Source organism: Hahella sp. NBU794, assembly GCF_050749805.1.
Lineage (GTDB): Bacteria > Pseudomonadota > Gammaproteobacteria > Pseudomonadales > Oleiphilaceae > Hahella.
This window is the reverse complement of sequence record NZ_CP192738.1, coordinates 436,282-455,190: the sequence shown is the minus strand read 5'-3', so window position 1 is coordinate 455,190 and position 18,909 is coordinate 436,282. Positions and strand designations below refer to the sequence as shown.

Annotated in this window: 13 protein-coding genes and 1 pseudogene; 4 read left to right on the top strand and 10 right to left on the bottom strand. The window is 52.9% G+C overall.

Features of this window, described 5'->3' with window-relative positions; genetic code table 11:
• Positions 1 to 105: 105 nt before the first annotated feature.
• Positions 106 to 1,265, top strand: a protein-coding gene (locus tag ACQYWX_RS02015; RefSeq protein ID WP_431685671.1) for an IS3 family transposase whose coding sequence is annotated in 2 segments (ribosomal slippage) — positions 106 to 370 and positions 370 to 1,265 — 1,161 coding nt in all. Because the reading frame shifts where the segments join, the coding sequence is not laid out codon by codon here.
• Here the strand turns inward: ACQYWX_RS02015 and ACQYWX_RS02010 are convergent.
• Complete coding sequence (locus ACQYWX_RS02010) at positions 1,226 to 4,444, bottom strand: AAA domain-containing protein (protein WP_431687716.1); 3,219 nt, start codon at positions 4,442 to 4,444, stop codon at positions 1,226 to 1,228. The two genes, ACQYWX_RS02015 and ACQYWX_RS02010, sit on opposite strands and share 40 nt — an antisense overlap.
• A 148-nt stretch (positions 4,445 to 4,592) precedes the next feature.
• Positions 4,593 to 4,856 (bottom strand): annotated as a pseudogene (locus ACQYWX_RS02005) (IS3 family transposase); the annotation flags it as partial.
• Between the two features lie 213 nt (positions 4,857 to 5,069).
• Here ACQYWX_RS02005 and ACQYWX_RS02000 point away from each other — a divergent pair.
• Positions 5,070 to 6,257 carry an aspartyl protease family protein gene (locus ACQYWX_RS02000; protein WP_431687715.1) on the top strand — a complete coding sequence of 396 codons (1,188 nt, stop codon included), beginning with the start codon at positions 5,070 to 5,072 and terminating at the stop codon, positions 6,255 to 6,257.
• A 68-nt stretch (positions 6,258 to 6,325) separates the two neighbouring features.
• Here the strand turns inward: ACQYWX_RS02000 and ACQYWX_RS01995 are convergent, their stop codons facing one another.
• Positions 6,326 to 8,713, bottom strand: a complete 2,388-nt coding sequence (locus ACQYWX_RS01995; RefSeq protein WP_431687714.1) for a metallophosphoesterase — start codon at positions 8,711 to 8,713, stop codon at positions 6,326 to 6,328.
• A 363-nt stretch (positions 8,714 to 9,076) separates the two neighbouring features.
• Here ACQYWX_RS01995 and ACQYWX_RS01990 point away from each other — a divergent pair, with 363 nt between their 5' ends.
• Together ACQYWX_RS01990 and ACQYWX_RS01985 are read left to right on the top strand one after the other, a co-directional pair.
• Positions 9,077 to 9,787 carry a UTRA domain-containing protein gene (locus tag ACQYWX_RS01990; RefSeq protein ID WP_431687713.1) on the top strand — a complete coding sequence of 237 codons (711 nt, stop codon included), beginning with the start codon at positions 9,077 to 9,079 and terminating at the stop codon, positions 9,785 to 9,787.
• A 3-nt stretch (positions 9,788 to 9,790) separates the two neighbouring features.
• Positions 9,791 to 10,264, top strand: a complete 474-nt coding sequence (locus tag ACQYWX_RS01985) for a GNAT family N-acetyltransferase (protein WP_431687712.1) — start codon at positions 9,791 to 9,793, stop codon at positions 10,262 to 10,264.
• On the opposite strand, the gene ACQYWX_RS01980 is transcribed toward ACQYWX_RS01985, so the two are convergent.
• From ACQYWX_RS01980 to ACQYWX_RS01950, 7 genes are all read right to left on the bottom strand, one after another.
• Positions 10,261 to 11,346 (bottom strand): protein-glutamate methylesterase/protein-glutamine glutaminase, encoded by a 1,086-nt coding sequence (locus ACQYWX_RS01980; protein WP_431687711.1) that lies wholly within the window; start codon positions 11,344 to 11,346, stop codon positions 10,261 to 10,263. The genes ACQYWX_RS01985 and ACQYWX_RS01980 overlap by 4 nt on opposite strands.
• 51 nt (positions 11,347 to 11,397) lie before the next feature.
• A complete protein-coding gene (gene cheD / locus ACQYWX_RS01975) occupies positions 11,398 to 12,033 on the bottom strand; it encodes a chemoreceptor glutamine deamidase CheD (RefSeq protein ID WP_431687710.1) in 636 nt (211 codons plus the stop codon).
• Between the two features lies 1 nt (position 12,034).
• The gene (locus tag ACQYWX_RS01970) at positions 12,035 to 12,883 is read right to left on the bottom strand and encodes a CheR family methyltransferase (RefSeq protein ID WP_279500058.1); all 849 of its coding nucleotides are present in this window, start codon (positions 12,881 to 12,883) and stop codon (positions 12,035 to 12,037) included.
• A 13-nt stretch (positions 12,884 to 12,896) separates the two neighbouring features.
• A complete protein-coding gene (locus ACQYWX_RS01965; RefSeq protein WP_279500060.1) occupies positions 12,897 to 13,196 on the bottom strand; it encodes an STAS domain-containing protein in 300 nt (99 codons plus the stop codon).
• Complete coding sequence (locus ACQYWX_RS01960) at positions 13,193 to 13,708, bottom strand: chemotaxis protein CheW (RefSeq protein WP_216738983.1); 516 nt, start codon at positions 13,706 to 13,708, stop codon at positions 13,193 to 13,195. Before ACQYWX_RS01960 ends, ACQYWX_RS01965 begins: the two co-directional genes overlap by 4 nt.
• Complete coding sequence (locus ACQYWX_RS01955; RefSeq protein WP_431687709.1) at positions 13,708 to 16,437, bottom strand: methyl-accepting chemotaxis protein; 2,730 nt, start codon at positions 16,435 to 16,437, stop codon at positions 13,708 to 13,710. Before ACQYWX_RS01955 ends, ACQYWX_RS01960 begins: the two co-directional genes overlap by 1 nt.
• 72 nt (positions 16,438 to 16,509) lie before the next feature.
• Positions 16,510 to 18,843: a methyl-accepting chemotaxis protein gene (locus tag ACQYWX_RS01950; RefSeq protein ID WP_431687708.1), complete on the bottom strand. Its 2,334-nt coding sequence runs from the start codon at positions 18,841 to 18,843 to the stop codon at positions 16,510 to 16,512.
• Positions 18,844 to 18,909: the final 66 nt, after the last annotated feature.

The window sequence follows — 18,909 nt, the reverse complement described above, 5'->3', positions numbered from 1 at the left end:
CGACAGCTCGTGAGCAGTGAATGGAATGCTTCGATATGTGTAGTGGTCTAATAGTCCCGGACACATTAATAAGAGACAATACCCGTCAACGATTAAGGTGTCAGCATGAGTCAGAAAAAGTCGTATAAGCAGTATACAAAAGAGTTTAAAGAAGAGGCCGTTTCCTTGGTGCGCGACCAAGGTTATTCCGTCCCAGAAGCGGCTAAATCCCTCGGCATTAGCGCCAATATGCTCTACAAGTGGAAGGAAAAGATTGAAGCTCAACTTGAAAATCAGGTTCTGGCTGAAGACGAGCGCGCCGAGTTAAAACGGCTTCGCAAAGAAAACAAAGAGCTGCGCATGGAAAAGGAAATTCTAAAAAAGGCTTCGGCCTTCTTCGCGAAAGAAATGAAATAAAGTTCGCCTTCATTCAGGCAGAGTCGAATCGCTTCCCTGTGAAAGTGCTTTGCCGGGCTCTGCGTGCAAGTCGATCAGCATTCTATGCCTGGCGACGGCGCTCCGCGCCGGTGATCCGGTTTGATGAGCTGCATCTGCATCGGCGAATGAAGCGACTGTTTAACGCTTCTCGAAGCAGTCTGGGCAGTCGAGAGATGATGAAGAAGCTACGCGAAGAAGGCTTTCAGGTGGGACGCTACCGGGTTCGCAAGCTCATGAGGCGGCTTGGTCTTCAGGTCACGCAACGCGTTGCTTACAAAGCCACTACAAGGCGCAAACACCATCATGCGGTGGCGGATAACTTGTTGAATCAGAATTTTAATCCTACCGCGCCCAATCAGGTTTGGGCTGGCGACGTGACCTATCTGAAAACAGGAGAAGGCTGGATATATCTGGCCATTGTCATGGATTTATATTCCCGAAGGATCGTCGGGTGGCGCATCGATAAGCGCATGACAACGAGCCTGGTCAGCCAGGCGCTGATCAAGGCCTACAATTTGCGGAAGCCGCCCAAGGGCCTGGTATTCCATAGTGACCGGGGCTCTCAGTACACCAGCGGACATTATCGAAAACTGCTGGAAAAGTATGAAATCAGGGCAAGTATGGGCGATGTAGGAGCCTGTTGGGACAATGCGGTGGTTGAACGCTTTTTTGGTAGCCTTAAGCATGACTGGATATTAAAAATCCCCCAGCCCACCCGGGAACACATGAAGCAGGATGTCGCAGCCTACATGAGGTATTACAACCTCGAAAGACTGCATACGGCGAACAATGATATGTCGCCGGTTAATTATGAAAACTCTCTAAAGAAAGTGTCCGGTGGGATTTGACCAGAACAATGCTCACAATCTTGGTAGTAAGTTATATCCTTAAAATTTGTTGCGGCATTATAGAGGCTGCTTTGGCTTTCCATTTCGACTAGAAATTGATTGGCACATGTTTTTGCCAGTTTTTCTAAGTACCTTCCAGCGGAAATAAGGCGTTGGTAATTGCCGACTACAATGAATTGCTGCTTTGCCCTGGAAACCGCCACATTTATAAGGTTAGGCTTACTATTTTGGAAAAAATCTCGATCATTAACCCGGAATATAACTGGAGAATATATTATTACCTCGAATCCTGTTCCTTGAAATTGATGAACTGATCCTATCTTTAATGCTTCGTTGTTTTTAAGCCGCGCCCCATAGTGTATCGTCAGTAATTGTCTTTGGTTTGAGTATGGGGTAATGATGCCCACGTCTTTGGTAATGTCGTAGCCTGCTTCAGAGAGTTTATCCAGCAACGAACCGATAGCTTCAACCTCGTCTATGTTAGTATTTGGTAGATCGCCTTGCTTACCTTGCACTCCATAGAACATAAGGTTGAAAGCGCCCATTCTATCAAATGCTTGCTGAATGTTTGCTTTGGGAGCGGTGGTTTCGATGCTCACGCCCTTATAGCCAGCCAAATCCATAAAGAGTTCGGCAATGGCGGGCTGACAGCGTCGATGCTCATCAAGCAAAATTCCATTGCCTACATCAGATACGTGCCCTGTTTCTGTTCCAGCAGCCCGATGATAAGCTGTAACCAGTGCAGGTGAGACTGCTTCATAAAGTGCATTGTCATCATGGAAATACCGAAGTCGAAGTCTTTCTCGTGCGCTAGAGCTTAGGGTTCGGACGGGTTCTATTTGAAGAGGATCACCAACTAAAATAGTTCGTTCACTACGGCATAGTATTGGCACCATAGACTCTACTGATACCATGCCAGCTTCATCAATTAGGCTCAAGTAATGAGGCTTAACTTGTTTAAAATCAGCAATATCACGGTAACCAGCAAGTTTTTGAATAGAAACTAATGGGGAGGCTAATACTGGGTATGCAAGAGAAAGCACTCTATAAAAATCGTTCAGCTTCTCTTTCCACTTATAAAAGCCACTATCCGTCTGACCAATCAAGAGACTCTGCCATAGAGGTAAAACAGCAACAACCTGTTCGCGTTGCCGAAGTAACTCCTGCCAGAGAAAATCTATAGATATTTCGAACATCTTCCGTTGCTCCGAAATAAAGCGCTTACGGAGTACATCAATCCAGTCATTCTCGGGATAAGCTTTTTCCAGCGCACTAACTGCGTCATAGTATTCTTGCAATAGCTGCTTCTTTTTCTCAAGATCCTCGATACTTGTTTTTAGTTGTAACAGTGATTCTTGTCTCGCGGCTTCTCCAGAATAATTTTTAAAATCGTCAAGAAGCTGGTTAGCAGTAGTCTTATTGAAGAAAGACATTCGGTTACGGGCGAGCTCAGATAACTTCATATGGCTATGCTCAGATAGACTATATGATTTCACATCAGAGGGGTGATTTGACTTAATTTGTTTCCATGCTTTTTCGTATTTATCGGAAAAGAATCTGAAATAAAATCGTCCCAAAGAGCATTGGGGATATTTAATGAAATGATGCTGAATAGCTTTACTAATCCAGCTACCTAACCACTCCCCATATTCATTCTTAGAAAACGTCGGCCCTATTAATTTGTCGTAGCTGTGAAAAATTTCTTCTTTTGCACGGATATAGTGACTGGAGTTTTCCTCGCATTTCTTGATGGTTTCATCGCATAGGGTTTTCAATGTTAATAGATTGGAATGCTCTGGCTGGGACGACATTCCTAAGCTTGAACACTTGTTGATTATAATCGCTCTTATCGAATCGCACTTTTCAATAAATTGGGGAATATTATCACAATCAAGCTGACGGAATGCTTTTTGAAAATTCTCCTGTAGCGTGCAAAATTCGTCAAAGCTTTTATCGAGTATTGACTTAATCTGTTTCAGTTCGTTTGCATGATTTTTATGAACGCCTTCGTCGTAGCATTCTAAATTGAGTTGATCAATTAACCGATCTATACGGTTAACTTCTGCACTAACCTGGTCTTTGCTGCCACTTTGAAAAAACAACCAGTTCAGCGGTTTAAGCTTAGGGTCTTCCCTAAGATCATCAATAACGTTTTCTACTGCTTTTATTGCTGTTGAGGTTACCAGAATACCTAGATTACGGTCTTTACCATGGATAATGGCAAGTGCTCTTTCTACAATCTGGCTGGCAATCAATGATTTGAATAGAGTGGTTTTACCTGTGCCTGGAGCGCCCTGAACAGCTATTAATGAAATGTTGTTGCTGACTTGCAGGAGAGAGTTCATTTGCCCGTGACTTAAGGGATATTTTTCCTCAAAAGCACCATATGGGAAGCTCATAATTTTGGCTTCCTTGGGATTCTCATTTGATGTTGCGTTAATGTATTTCTCTAATAGTGGGAAATTATTGATGTTTTCAATGGATAGGTTTTTATAGTCTTTTAATTGCTCATTTATGTTGAAGTCAGTATTAGATTCTTGGCTGATTAGCATATTAAAGCCGAGTTCTAGTGATATTTTCTTCCGCCACCCACTGCTTTTTTCAAACTTTGAAGCCTCTGTTAATGACTTTAACTTTCCCTTTATCCACTTTAAAAATGACTCAAAGAGGACATTAAAGTTATCTTCTTTTTTCTCCATACATGCAGCGATAATGCTCGTCATGTGGCGATCTGAGCCCAGCTCTTGAATATTTGTGTCTAATAGTTGAAGGAATGTCTGCTCTATTGTATCAACTTCAATTCCTTGCTTTACCGGTATATGGATATTAAGCTCTTCGCCAGTGAGCAGATTATCAGATAGCCTATATCTAAATAATGGATAGTAGTTGGTTTTACCTTGTTCGATAAACCGCAGTAGTGGAAAGCCGACTTGAAGAGTTTCGACGGATATTTCGTTGTCGTTATTGCTTGTTACGTAGCGACGCTTGAGAAATGATAATTGTTCTGGGGTTAGTGAGAAGTTAATTCCATTGTCGTCCTCTGTAATGTCGCCCTTTTTAATCAGTAGCTGTTGGTTATCATTAATATCCTGTGCTGAAATTTTACTATTCTCTATACCAGCAGCCTCGACAAAACCTGACCAGCCTTTAATTACTTGATGAGTTTTGTTGGTGTCCATTTACGAATTACTATCCATTTTTTGGGAACCAAATCTGGGCCCCAATTGAGTTTCACACTTCTAGTTACAGTTGCTCAAGGCTGCCCCAAAATAGCCTCAAAACTCCGAGAGAATCAATCCGGTTTTGTCGGAGGCTGTTTTATTTGAGTCATGCAACTACAGAGTCGGTTTGTTGATAATACAGGTTTTCGTACTCGGCGGGAGGCACATCTCCTATCGGCTGTAACAATAGATGATTGTTGAACCACTCCCTCTAGATGTGGGCCACCTGTTCGATTTTATCCAGCCCTTTCCAGGGCCCGTTTTTGTGGATAACCTCCGCTTTGTATAAGCCGTTGATGGTTTCTGCCAAGGCGTTATCGTAGGAGTCTCCTACGCTTCTGACAAAGACCTTAAACCCCGCCTCCGCCAAGCCCGTTAAACAAGGGTTGGCGCCGCTTGATGCGCTATGGTTTTATGAGGAGGGTCTGGAGATTTATCGCTAAGCCGATTGCGGCTATTTCTTTCTGGGTAAATTAGCTTCATAGCGGATATCAAAGCACTCTATTAAGAGCGTGGCCAGATTCCGAGAGGCACAGCGCCAGGGCATTGCCCACCCCCTTTCAAACCTAATAGGGACACCGATATGAAATTGCCAAAAGCCATTCTTCCCCTCGTCGCGCTGGTCGCCGCCTCTTCCCTATCGTTCGCGTCCGATGAGGCGCAGGTTTGGGTGACGGAGGGTCCTTACGTCGCGGAGAAGGCGTTCTCTTTCGAACTCCCTCTGGAGGTTCTGGCTAACAAGTTATTTGTTGAAGTGGAAGTTGGCGGCGCGCCTCGGCGTTTTGTTTTTGACACCGGTTCGCCTTCGATGATGAGTGCGAAGCTCGCGCAGGAGTTAGGCCTGAAAGGCATCGACAAACGGCAAGGGCGAGATTCTCACGGGGCGATCGTCGAGAGTGAGATTGTGCAGGCGGATTTGAATGTCGGGGGAACGGTTTTCCATAAAACGCCGCTCTTCGTAGCGGATTTTCCAAAGACGGCGCAGTGCTTGTTTGATGGCGTACTCGGCTCTGAAGTGCTGCCGCTTTGCGCCTGGCAGATTGATTTATCCTCCTCCGTACTGCGTTGTCATTCCGAGTTATCGAAGCTGGACCACCTCGATAAAGCCAAAAAGCAGACTCTGTATGACTTTGGTTATCCGCATGCGCCGATATTCGATATTCAGTTCGCGGACAAGGCCAAAAGCAAGGCAATGTTTGATACCGGTTCGCCCGAGTATCTGGCGGTTTCTCCTCCTGATTTCGAGGGCGCAAAGCGCAACGGCGGCGTTGGCGCCAGCCTCTCGGGCGCGGGTTCGCTCGGTGGCTCGTTGGGCGGCGCGGCGCCAAACAAAGAACAACTGCAGATGCAGTTTAAAAACCTGTCGATCGGCAATGTTGAGTTAGGTCGGGTTGGCGCGCTGTTGCGAGAATCGCCGCCCAGTCTGATTGGCGCATCCGTGCTGGAGCACTTTATTGTCACACTGGATTCACGGTCTTCCTCTGCTTACTTTCTCCCGTATCGCGACGGACCTTTCTCGCGCTCGTCGTATGGGTTTGGTCTGAACTTCGAAGAGACGCCTAGGGTTTCCCTGGTTTGGAACGATTCACCCGCCAAGGCTGCGGGATTGCAGGTCGGTCAACCCATCACGTCCATTAACGGAGAGCCGGCCAATACCTCTTGCGAGAGCATTCGTAGCGCCATGCGCGCGATGTCGGAAGGCGACGTTATTGAACTCACGTGGGAGGGCGGCGCGGCCAGGCTAAAAAGGGAAAGAACGTTAACGGACTGATCCCCGTTAACGTTCGAATGCGGAAGCAATGCCGAAACAATGCAGAAGCGCGGCTTTCCGCACTCCCCTCAGTAATACAAAAACAGCTTCAAATCATCAAAGTACACGTCGTTGTCGTTACCGGCTTTGCGTACGCCTCCCATGCTCACGCGCAGGGTGCGGGCGCCGCTGGGGAGCTGGCCTGAGACCTGCCGGGCTTCCCAGGATTGCGAGCTTTTACTGGTCAGGACGTCATCTCCCGCCCAGGCCAATGCAGCGCCGTCGGCGTCTAAAGCGATCAGTTGCAGACGGGGTTCATCAGCGCCGCTCCAGGTGGAGAGCATGGCGCTGAATTCCGCGTAGGCGTCGCCAGCATCTATTTCCGTGGCGTAGGCGGACAAGTCAATTTCCTGTATGACCTGTTCTTCACAGCAGTCGGAAGGCGCGCCTTTGCCGAAGCCGCGTCCGGCGAAATAATAGGTTCCTTCAGCGGGACCAAAACCACCATTGTCGTTGGCGGTGATGGCGTTCATCATGCCTTTTTGCAGATTCCATCCGCTCATGTCCCCGGCTTCCGCATCGCCATTGAGAATCAGGTTATCGGTGCGGGTTCCGGCGATATCGAAACTGGCGACGTCACTCCAAGCGGACCAGTTCATATGTTCATCCCGCACTCGGGCGCGCCAATACCAGGTCGTCCCCGGACGCAACGCCAGCTCCGGCCGACTCTGGCCTGCGTAGGCGTCATAGCTGGAAGTATGGGTGTTCTGCTCGCTGTAGCGCTTGTTCCAGCGATAGTAGTCATCGCCGCCGACACGCACTGAACTGGCGCTCAACATGTCGCTCAACTGCAGATTAAAAATGTCCGCATCCGCCTGCGTATCAATAGCGACATATCCGCTTTCATGATCGCCCTCGACCTCATCGGCAGGACCGTAGTACAGATTCTGGCGGCGCGTGCGGTTGCCCCAGATATCGTAAACCGCGCCGTCGAACTCGGGACTTTCCGACACTTGCCAATGAACCGCGCGCACCGCATCCGGCATAGCCACCTGCACGCCCAGCTCCACGGCGCTGGCGTCCTGCTCACCGGTTCCCGCCGTGACCAGAGGAAGATTGATATTGTCCTCGACGGAGAAGGTGAGGCTGTCCACCACAGAGAATTCCGTGTCGCCGTCAAAGCCGCCTTTCTTGCGCTCCAGCGTCATCGTCGGCGCGTCGCCGAAATGGAAGGTCAGCAGGTTATAGCCGAACTCGCTGCGGCTGATTTCGAAAGTATCGTAATCGCGGATCTGCTTGGCCTGATGATCCGCATCATCCAGCGGTTCGATGTAGCCGGAGGCGCTGGCGGCGTTGAGCCACAGGTGATTCACATCCCGTGACTGTCCTCGGGAATAGGCGTGAGTATGACCGAAAAGGTGCCCGGTCACCGCGCCGGTGCGAGCGCTGTATTGCTCCAGCTCCGCCACCATTTCACAACTGCCGATGCTCTCTCCCACGTTCCACATTTCCGACAGGCAACCGTGATGGAACATCCCCAGCACAAAGTGTTTGCCCTGCACTTCCGCGTCGTTCAGCGTTTCTTTCAGCCACTGCCGTTGCACCGCCAGCGTATCCCGGTTGAACGCGCCATGGGCGCCGGAGATCGTGTAGCTGTCCAGCCCGACCAGACGCAGGTCCATGTAGTCCAGGTAGTACCACTTGTCTTCGTAACCGATAGAACCATTTTCCGGCGGCGCCATATAGCTGCGGTACAGACGTAATTCAGCGTCGCTGTAATAATCGTGATTCCCGGGCACAGTCACCAGCGGCACATAGGGCGTGATGGCGGCGAGACTGCCGAACAACTGCTCGCGCCAGTTCTGGCGATTGCCGCCCACTTGCACTACATCGCCGGAAATCGTGATGGCGGCGATGTTTTCCGCACAGGTCTGCGGTTGCGCGGCATCACATTCATGCTGCAGAAAACCCTGGTTCACCACATTGGTGAGCACCTTGGCGTACTCATCCCGATCCAACTGGGTGTCGCTCAACGCGATGACGCGCGCCTGCTCCACGCCATCCCCCGCCTGGGGCCAGGTTTTGAAAGCGTAACGCGGCGTCGCCCGCTGTTCCCCCAACACCTTGGTGACCACGTAGTACTCATACAACGTATTGGAGCTGAGCTGATGTATCGGCGCTTTACGCACCAAGCCGTCAAGGGAATGAGACTCCGCGCTGACGCGGGTGAATTCGCCCTTGCCGTCGAAGGGGCGCACCCATACTTCCGCATTGCTTTCTCCCGTTTCGAACATCACCGTCATTTGATCGGACGCGGGAGCCTGCAGATAGGGTTGCACGATAAAATCCGGCGCGGTGGCGCTGCTCGGCGGCTCGACATCAGAGCCAGGCGGGTCGGTGGGGTCCTGGTCGCCGGAACAGCCGGCCAGAGCGAAGGCGAGACCGCAGGCCAACCAAGCAAGTCGTTTATGAAGCATGAGATATTCCTTGTAGGTTATGAATCCGGCAGCCAAACAGCGTCCCTCTGTTTGTCTGAAGCGACAGGGCCTGCACGTGTCAGGTCCTGCCTTCGCGGCTTGCCGCCTCGCAGGCGCATCCCGGCGCCCGGTTACCAACACGTCAATATCAGCGTCGTGTTAATAACTGGCGAATCATCTGGTTCGGACCAAGATAAAGTTGGAATATTTCATTGGAATTTCCATAAAATTTCATAAACAAGGCAGTTTTATGACCGCTGGTACGAACCAGATTGTCATATTTATGTCACGCCGATTCGCTGTAATGCGCCAAAGCCAACACCGGACGCGGGTCCGCGCCGGAAAAGACGTAAGGAATGAATTGTGAATCAGGCAGCCGCTTATCTGTCTCTCGCCGCCAAACTGCAGCAGCGCATTCTCAACGGCGAATTGCCCGCCGGCAGCAAGCTTCCCTCGGAACGCGCTTTATGCGCCCTATTCGAAGTCTCCCGCGTCAGCGCCCGCGACGCCCTGCACGCACTGGAGTCACAGGGATTGATCTATCGTTTGAATCGTATGGGCTGGTTCGTGGCGCCGCCGGTGTTTATTTACGATCCCACCCGCAGCAGCAGTATTCAGGAAGAGGCGATCAACCAGCATCGGGCGCTGACCACGGAACTGCTCAGCGCCGGGCGGGAGACACCTCCGATCCAGGTCAGCAAGGCGCTGAAACAGGCGCCGACGCAGAGCGCCTTTGTCGTCACCCGTCGCCGCGCGGTGGACCAGCGCTGGGTGTTGCTGGAAGTCTGCTACTTTCGGGAATCCGCCTTCCCTGATCTGCTCTCCCATGATCTGGCCGGGTCTCTCACCGCACTGGTGCGGGAACAATACGGCTATCGAGCCAGAGAGCTGGACGTCAGCATCTCCTCCTCGCCTCTCAGCCACAGCCATGCGCAACATTTGCAGGTGCGGGAGGGCAGCCCTTCTCTAAAACTGGAGCGTCAGGTGAAAGTCGCTGGCGAACCTATCGCGCTGGAGCGAGAATTCTGGCTGCACGACGCCATTGAAATGCGAGTGAAAGGACAAGGTAGCTGAGGCATGCGCGAAGACGCCGACGTAAGATTTATCTCTCTCAAGACACACCAGCTCAGCGAGGCGTTCGCCGCTTATAAAGCGGGGCTCTATACGTCCATCGACACCGCGTTCGGATGGGATGAAGACTATCAAACCCAGCGCTTTCACAGCCGCTACGCGGTGGAGGATCTGTACTGGATCGTCAGCGCCGACAGACGGGTCGGCCTGCTCTGCTATCGGTTGCATGAGGACGCGCTGCATCTGCATTTGCATTTGCATTTGGCGTTAATCTTCAGAGAGGCGCAAAGTCAGGGGCTGGGGTCGCAAGTGATGGCGCAATTACATCGTCTGGCGCAAGAGACGCAGCGCCCGATCACCCTTTCCAGCTTCAAAGATAACCATGGGGCGATTCGCTTCTACCGTCGCCATGGCTACCGGATTACCGGGGAAGATGCTCATTTTGTGGAGCTGGAGCGCGGCTGGGATCAGCGCGCCTAGCCAGGGTTCTCCGCATACCAGCGCTTCACCGAGGAGGCGATTTTTTCCAGGGGTAAAACGTCATCGGCGGCGTTGAGTTTCACCGCCGCGCCGGGCATGCCCCACACCACGCTGGAGGCTTCATCCTGGGCAATAGTGTAGGCGCCGACCTCATGCAGACGCAGCAGTCCAGCAGCGCCGTCCTTGCCCATGCCAGTCAGCAATACCGCCATGGCGTTGGCGCCGGCGGCTTTGACCACCGAGTCGAACAACACATCCACGCTGGGGCGATGACGATTCACCGGAGGGGTTTCACTGAGACGACACACGTACTTGGCGCCGGTGCGCACCACTTCGAGGTGATATTCGCCGGGAGCAATGTACACCCGCCCCATGGTGATGGGAGCGTTGTCGTAGGCCTCCTCCACTTTCATGGGCAAACGTCGGTCCAGACGTTCCGCAAAGGAGCGCGAGAAGGCGCCGGGAATATGCTGGGTGATGACGATGCCCGGCAGGTCCATGGTCAACCCATCCAGCAGGTCACGAATGGCGTCCAGTCCGCCGGTGGAAGCGCCGACGGCGATCAGCTTGTCCGTGGTGGCGAACACCGGTTGCGGCCTCTCGCCGGCGGCGACTTTCTGATGCTGCGTTTGCAGCCGCTGTTGCTTGAGAAGCAGTTTGTCGTGAGGGATGCGCGCGGCGGTGATGACTTTATCAATAATTTCCTGGGCCTTTTCCTCGATGCCCTCGCGCAAATCGATCTTGGGTTTGGCGATGAAGTCCACCGCGCCGCACTCCATGGCGTCCAGCGTCACCGCGGCGCCCTGCTCGGTCAGACTGGAAATCATCACCACCGGCATGGGACGCAAACGCATCAGATTGCGCAGAAAAGTGAGCCCGTCCATACGCGGCATTTCCACGTCCAAAGTGATGACGTCCGGACTGAGCGCCTTGATCTTATCCCGCGCCTGATAGGGATCGCCGGCAGTGTCCACCACTTCCAGCTGTGGCGATTGATTGAGAATTTCCACCAGAATCTTGCGCATCAGCGCTGAATCGTCCACCACCAGGACTTTGTATACCTTCCCCGCTCCGCTACTCATAATTGTGCCTCGTCATTATTCGTTCAAATGCGCCGGAAACCTCCATCCCGCTCAGAACAAGTCCACATCTCCCGCGACCTTGGTATGGCTCAACTCGTCCATATAATGTTCTTCACGCTGAATCACCGTATCGTTATGCAGAGACTTCAGACGCTTCATCATGACTTTGCCGTTGGAGGGGTCATATAGGATCTTGCGCGGGTAATCGCCGCCCACGTCCTCCGACATAATCTTGAAACCGTCCACCTCCAGATAACGGCGCACGAAGTCGATATTCTTCTCCCCTACGCTGCTCATGCCGCGAATCACATTAGCGCCGCCGAATATCTTCACCTCGAGAGTGCTGCGTTTGCCAGTGAGCTTCATGACGTCGTTGATCAGATGCTCCATGGCGTAGTTGCCGTAGCGAAACGCGTCGCTAAGGATATCCATGCGGCCGCCGCCGGCATTTTGCGGCAGCATAAAGTGATTCATGCCGCCCACGCCCGAGGACGGATCGCGCACGCAGGCGGAGATGCAGGAGCCAAGCACAGTGCCGATCAATTCCTGCTGGTTGGTGACGTAATACTCCCCGGGCATAATCTTGGCCATGAAGCGCCCCTGGTTCTGCACCCAGAAGCGATTCACATTCTGGAACCAAGGCAGACTCAGCGGCGGCGGTTGCGGTTTTTTCTGTGCGGAGTTCACGCTAGGTCACCTTTTGATAAATGGTTTGCCCCAGGGAGACAAACTGGCTGGACACGCCGTGCAGGGATTCGGAATGACCCATGATCAGGTAGCCTTTGTCCACCAGGCTGTCCGCATAGCGGGCGATGAGTTTCTGTTTGGTTTCGCGATCAAAATAGATCACCACGTTACGGCAGAAAATCACATGGTATTTGTGCTGAAAGGAGAACGGTTTGATCAGGTTCACCTGCATGAACTCAATGTTTTTCTGCAGCTCCGCAGACACCCGCGCCATGCCCGCGTTGGCGCCCTTACCGCGCAGTAACCAGCGTTTCTTGACCGCAGCGGGAATCGACTCGACGCGCTCCAGGGGATAAACGCCGCGCTGCGCCTTGCCCAGCACCTCGGTGTCGATGTCGGACGCAGTGATCCGCCAGCTCATCTTGGTGGCTTCCGTGGCCTCCGCCAGGGTCATGGCGATAGAGTAGGTTTCCTCGCCGGTGGAGCAGCCCGCCGACCATACCCGGAATTCTTTGACGCCGGCCTTGGCGTGTTCTGGAACCACCTTGTCGCGCAAAAACTCAAAGTGATGATTTTCCCGGAAAAAGGACGTGAGATTGGTGGTCAGCGCATTGATGAAATGAGTGAATTCTTCGTCCTTGTGCCGCTCCAGATACGCCACGTACTGATCGAAGTTGCTCAGTTTGAGCGCACGCACGCGCTTGGCCAGACGTGAGTAGAACATTTCATACTTATTGTCCTGCACCACGATCCCGGTGTGGTCGTAGCTCAGGGCGCTGAGTTTGGCGAAATGCTCCTGAGTGAAATTAAATTCCCGCGCCCGTTCGCCGGTATGCAGCTTATCGTTCATAAGCCGCCTTCCTTCAGTCTGCAAGACCAGGGAGTTGCGACTGCAGGGACAACATGCGCACGATCTGCTTCATGTAGTCCGACGCTTCCAGCCAATCGACGCCACCGCCATGACTGGCCTGTCGCCTTTGCGCCGCCAGCAGCAGTTGCAGCGCCGCCGCGTCCATGACCTCCACCTCCGAGCCATCGAGTTTGATGCGTTGCGAGGCGGAGGCGCCATTCACCTGCTCATAGATTTTTTCCACCGAACTGATGGAAAATGTGCCGGGCAACTTAATGGCGCCGGACTCATTGCCTTGATGTTGTTCGCTCATTCCTTGCTCCAGGATTCCATCTGGGTGAATGTTTCCGGATCGAGCAGTTTGTCCACATCGATCAGCACCACCATGCCTTCATTGCGATTGACGACGCCGGTGAGGTAGCGGGTGTCGAGCTTGGAGCCCAGTTGCGGACGCGCCTTGATATCCTTCTCCGCCACATCCATGACGTCCGCCACCCGATCCACCACCATGCCCATGGTGTGATGTTCCGCCCCGTCGGCCTTGTCCAACTCCACGGAGACAATGATCACCACGGTTTCGCGGTCGTAATCCGCCTTGGGCAACGCGAAGCGCACCCGCAGGTCAACGATGGGCACAATGCCGCCGCGAAAGTCGATGACGCCCTTGATGTACCTGGGCACATTGGGAATTTCCCGTGGTCTGTTCCAGCCCCGAATTTCCCTCACGCGCAAGATGTCGAGGCCATAGGACTCGTCACCCAGCCAGAAGGTCAGAAATTGCAGGTTATTGTCCGCGCTCTGCTGCGCATTCTGTCGCTTATCCATCAGAACACTTCCCAGTCTTCGTCTGTTTGCGTTTTGTCCGCTTGCGGTCGCGCTGCTGTTTTAGCAACAGGTTTGACCTGCTGCGCCGACTTTTTGGTCGATTTTGGCTTCGTGGACTGCGCTGACACACTAGTGCCGGCGCCCTGTACTTTGAAGAAAGACATCAGTTGCACCATCTGCTGAACGCTTTCCAGCGAAGATTCCGCCGAGGATGCTGTCTCCTCCGCCAACGCGGCGTTCTGCTGAGTGATTTCGTCCAGTTCCATCACCGCCCGATTGACCTGCTCAATACCGGAACTCTGCTCTTCCGTGGCGGAAGCGATGTCGGAAATCAGATCGCTGACTTTCTTCACATGCAGGATGATTTCATCCAGATTCTTGCCGGATTCATCTACCAGATGAGAGCCCGTCTGAACTTTCTTCACGCTGTCTTCGATAAGGTCTTTGATTTCCCGCGCCGAAGTGGCGCTGCGCTGCGCCAGATTGCGCACTTCCGTCGCCACCACTGCAAAACCGCGCCCCTGATCGCCGGCCCGCGCCGCTTCCACAGAGGCGTTCAGCGCCAGTAGATTGGTCTGGAAGGCAATATCGTCAATGACGCCAATAATCTCGGCGATCTTGCGGCTGGCTTCGTTGATTTCGCCCATGGAGGAAACCGTTCGTTGCGTGACCTCTCCGCCTTTGGCGGCGGCGCTGCGCGCGAAGTTGGCGAGCTGATCCGCCTGGCGGGCATTGTCAGCCGTGTTGCGCACGTTGCTGGACAACTCTTCAATGCTGGAGGCGGTTTCCTCAAGGCTGGAACTTTGCTTTTCCGTCCGCTCGGACAGTTGGTTATTGCCGGTGGAAATCTCTTGATTGGAAGCGCGCACGCTTTCGCTGCTTTGATTCAATTGCGAAATAATATTGTCCAGGCGCACCATACTGCTATTTACCGCCTCCGACAGACTGGCGTACTGGCCCTCATAATCATCCCGCATGCGCCCCTGCAGATCGCCCTCCGACAAGGAACCCATCACCGAGCTGATATCCTCCAAAACGGAAGACATTACCTCTACCAGTTCATTCAGCCCTTGCGCCAGCGACTGGAAGAACCCGGACTTGCCCTTCATGGCCACCTGCACCTTTAAATCGCCTCTTCTGGCGCTTTCCACAATATGCTGAACTTCCCTTTCGGTAACGACCTGGTTTGTGACGTCGCGCCACTCCACGACAAAGCCAATGACCGCGTCGTTCTCGCCGCGAATGGTCCCGGCGGTCAGATCAAAGTGCGCGTCTCCCAGTTGCAACTTGGCTTCATGGGGGTGGCGTAGTCCGGCTAGTAAGTTGCGCTGATGGCTTGGGTTTTGATGGAAGAAATCAATACATTGCCCATCCAGTTTGTCTGCGTCGAATTGAGGTAAACGTTTTTTGATTTCAGATTCCGCATTCTTCAACACTTTTCTTACCGCCGGATTCATATAGACAATGCAGAAGCTTTCATCGGCCACCATAATAGCGGTTGAAGTCGTGTCCACCGCCTGTTTTAAACGACTGGTGACAATCAGCTGCTTGCGGTCTCTTTCCATTTGCTCCTTCAACTGATCTCGCATTAACCGCAGTTGGCCATAAACGCCTGCACGCTCCTCCAGATCTTGCTCCAAACTTCCCGCCGCAATATTTTTCGCAATGGCCTCCAGTTCCCCCGGTTCCCCTCCCAGACTGCCGGTAATAGAACGCACAATAAAGTAGCCGCAGGCCAGCAGGGCGAGGAGGATCGCAATGCTTAAGATGATTGCAAAGTTACGGGCTAACGTAGCCTCAGAAATATCCGCCTCAATCGCTTTCGCCAGCGCATTCACAGAGCTGTCCCACAACTCGAAAGAGTGAGCCAGCGCCGCCGTCGCATCTGTAAAGAACTGCTTGCCGCTGGCTTGCGGAATAGTCTCATTACGATCTATGGCCGCCGTCAGTTCCCTGGCTTTGGTCACTAAGCCACGGGAAGCGATCAGTGATTTTTCCAGCAATGGAGGCAACTCAGCATAACGTTCCGCCACCAGACCGACATTGTGCTCTATATCCTTCAAGCGCTGCATCACTGCATTACCCAGCCCAACTGCTTGAGAAAGCGTATTAAGATCCGTATCGCCCCTTTCGACATAGCGCGCCAACTGGCCAGAAAAACCGCCGCGGAGTTTTCCCATGTTCTCCACAATAATAGGGAGGTTTGTGGCGTTAATTGTGGTCAGAAACCGGACATCCACATCATGACTGATCGCCAGCGCGGAATTTTCCGCCACAAATTTAAAATACTCACTCAGTCCTGCAATGATATCGGTATGCCGCGCGAAGCTGTCTGGACCGCTCAAGGAACCATAACCAGCTTTTAAGCGGGACCAATCACTGGAAAGGGCCTGGGCCGACTCCGCAGAGCCGAGTGTCTGGTCATATTTGACTGCCGCATCCACAAGCTCCTTCCAAGCGGAGGCCAGCTTCCCCTCGTTCGCCTGCAGGGCCCCAACCACACTGGCGTCGCCATTTATCAGCAAGGCGGTGGTCCCTCGATGTTCGGCTGTGAGTTTTTGCACAGGAATAATCAGACGAATGATCTCCAGCCCCTGCTCTCCCATCTTTTCCTCATTCAGCAGCGTCTGCGCGTCAACGATGCTTTTCCCCAATAAGAACGCCATCGGGAGAGTGAAAATAAACGCGAATATCGCCAGCTGCTGCCAAATTTTTAGCTTTTTAAACATACCCCCTCCGATTTGATCATCTACGCCAGCCACTTGTTATGTTGCACATAGATTGTGTGCTCCAGGCAAAGGTCAGAACACTTCCCAATCCTCATCATCTCCTGAGCCTGACTTGGGCGCAGGTTTTGCGGACGGTTTGGACGTTTTCCTGGACTTCGTTTCGGAGGCGGATTTATGTCGAGGGGCGGACGCTGGCGCGCTCGCCACAGTTTCCTTTCCGCCATCAACCTTAAAGAACGACATCAACTGCACCATCTGCTCCACACTATCCAGGGAAGACTCCGCTGACGACGCAGTTTCTTCCGCCAGCGCGGCGTTTTGCTGGGTGATTTCATCCAGCTCCATAACCGCTTTGTTGACCTGCGACAGCCCTGAACTTTGCTCCTCCGTCGCCGCTGCGATATCGGAAATTAAATCGCTGACCTTTTTCACATGCAGAATAATTTCATCCAGGTTCTTGCCGGATTCATCCACCAGCTTCGAGCCGGCCTGCACCTTCTTCACGCTGTCTTCGATGAGGTCTTTAATCTCCCGCGCGGAAGTAGCGCTGCGTTGCGCCAGATTACGCACCTCCGTCGCCACCACAGCGAACCCTCGACCTTGTTCACCGGCGCGGGCCGCTTCGACTGAGGCGTTTAGCGCCAGTAGATTGGTCTGAAAGGCGATGTCGTCAATGACGCTGATGATTTCAGCGATCTTGCGGCTGGCCTCATTGATCTCGCCCATAGACGCGACGGTGCGCTTGGTGACCTCGCCTCCGGTAGTCGCGGCGTCTCTGGCCAGATTGGACAACTGATCCGCCTGACGGGCGTTGTCCGCCGTATTGCGCACATTGCTGGATAGTTCTTCGATACTGGAAGCGGTTTCCTCCAGACTGGAACTTTGCTTTTCAGTGCGCTCGGAGAGTTGATTATTGCCGCTGGAGATTTCCTGATTAGACGAACGCACACTGTCGCTGCTGTCTATGAGCTGACGCATAATGCTGTCCAGACGCTCCATACTGGTGTTGGCCGCCTGCGCCAGATCGTCATAGCCGCCCTGATAATCATCACGCATGCGCCCTTGCAGCTCGCCTTCCGCCAGGCTCTGCATCAGGCTCCTGACATCCTCCAGCACCAAATCGATCACGCCGATCAGTTCATTCAATCCTTCCGCCAGCGAGCGCACAAAGCCTTCTTTGCCTTCCATGCTAATACGCTTCTTCAGATCGCCAAGCTTGGCCTTCTCGACCATCTCCTGCACCTCACGCTCGATGGCGATCTGCGCACTGATGTCACTCCACTGCACGACGAAGCCCAGAATGGCGCCTTGTTTGTCGCGAATCGTCCCCGCCGTCAGATCAAAGAAAGCGTCGCCCAGTTGCAGTCTGGCGTCATGAGGCTTTTGGAGCTGCGTCAGCAAACGACGCTGATGGCTGGGATCCTTATGAAACACATCAATGCATTCACCAATCAATTTGTCCGCATCAAACTGGGGCAAGCGTTTACGAATCTCCGGCTCCGCATTCTTCAATGCCTGCGTCACAGCCGGGTTCATGTAAGTGATTTTGAACTCTTCATCGGCCACCATCAGTCCTACGCTGGCGGTTTCTATGGCCTGGCGCAGACGCGACATGCGCACCATCTGGATATGGTCCCGCTCTCTTTGCTCCCGCAACATATTGCGCATGGAAAACAAACTTCCGTACACCCCTGGTCGCTCTTCCATGGCCTCATCCAGGCGCCCTTCGGAGACTGCGCCAGCAATGTTTTGCAGCTCAAGAGGCTCTCCGCCAAGCACGTTAAACAGCCATTTACGAAAGCGCCAGATGCCAAACGCCCCGCCAAACAGACCCGCCAGCACCACCGTCAGGACAATGGTAAAGGTGCGATTCAATTCCGCATGATTCATCTCGCCAATGCTGGTCGTGCGGCCTTCAATCAGCTCGCTCAGCGCACCCAGCTTTTCCTCCAACACCTCAAACGATTCTTGAAATTTCAACGCGTTAGTTTCAACACTGGTGAGTGTTGGGCTGCCCAGAACCTCTTTTGCCGTAGAGAAATAATGCTCAACATCCGGTTTGACGTTTTCCAGCGCCTCCCCCACCGCCGTTGAAATACTTGATTTCAGAATCACCTCAATGTCACTACGCATGGCCGACTCATGCTCGGCAAAGTCATTACGAGCCAACTGCATATCGCTAGCGCGACCTTCCGCCATCCCATAGGCGTACTGATATACAACCCCTCGAATGCCGTCATGACGCATATCCAGATCCCCCGCTGCGCGCACGGCGGTGACCACAGCCTCCATTTGACTTTGATTGGCGTCGTTGGCGGACCGCTGTCCCACCAGAACAATGACAATTACAGCAAATACCAGAGTAAGGAGAATTAAAGCCAACCACAGCGTACGCTTTAGAGACATGTTTCGGTCCTCCGAATAGCGTCTGTCATCAAGGAGTTATCGTTTATTGGCGTTGTCCGGCTCGTC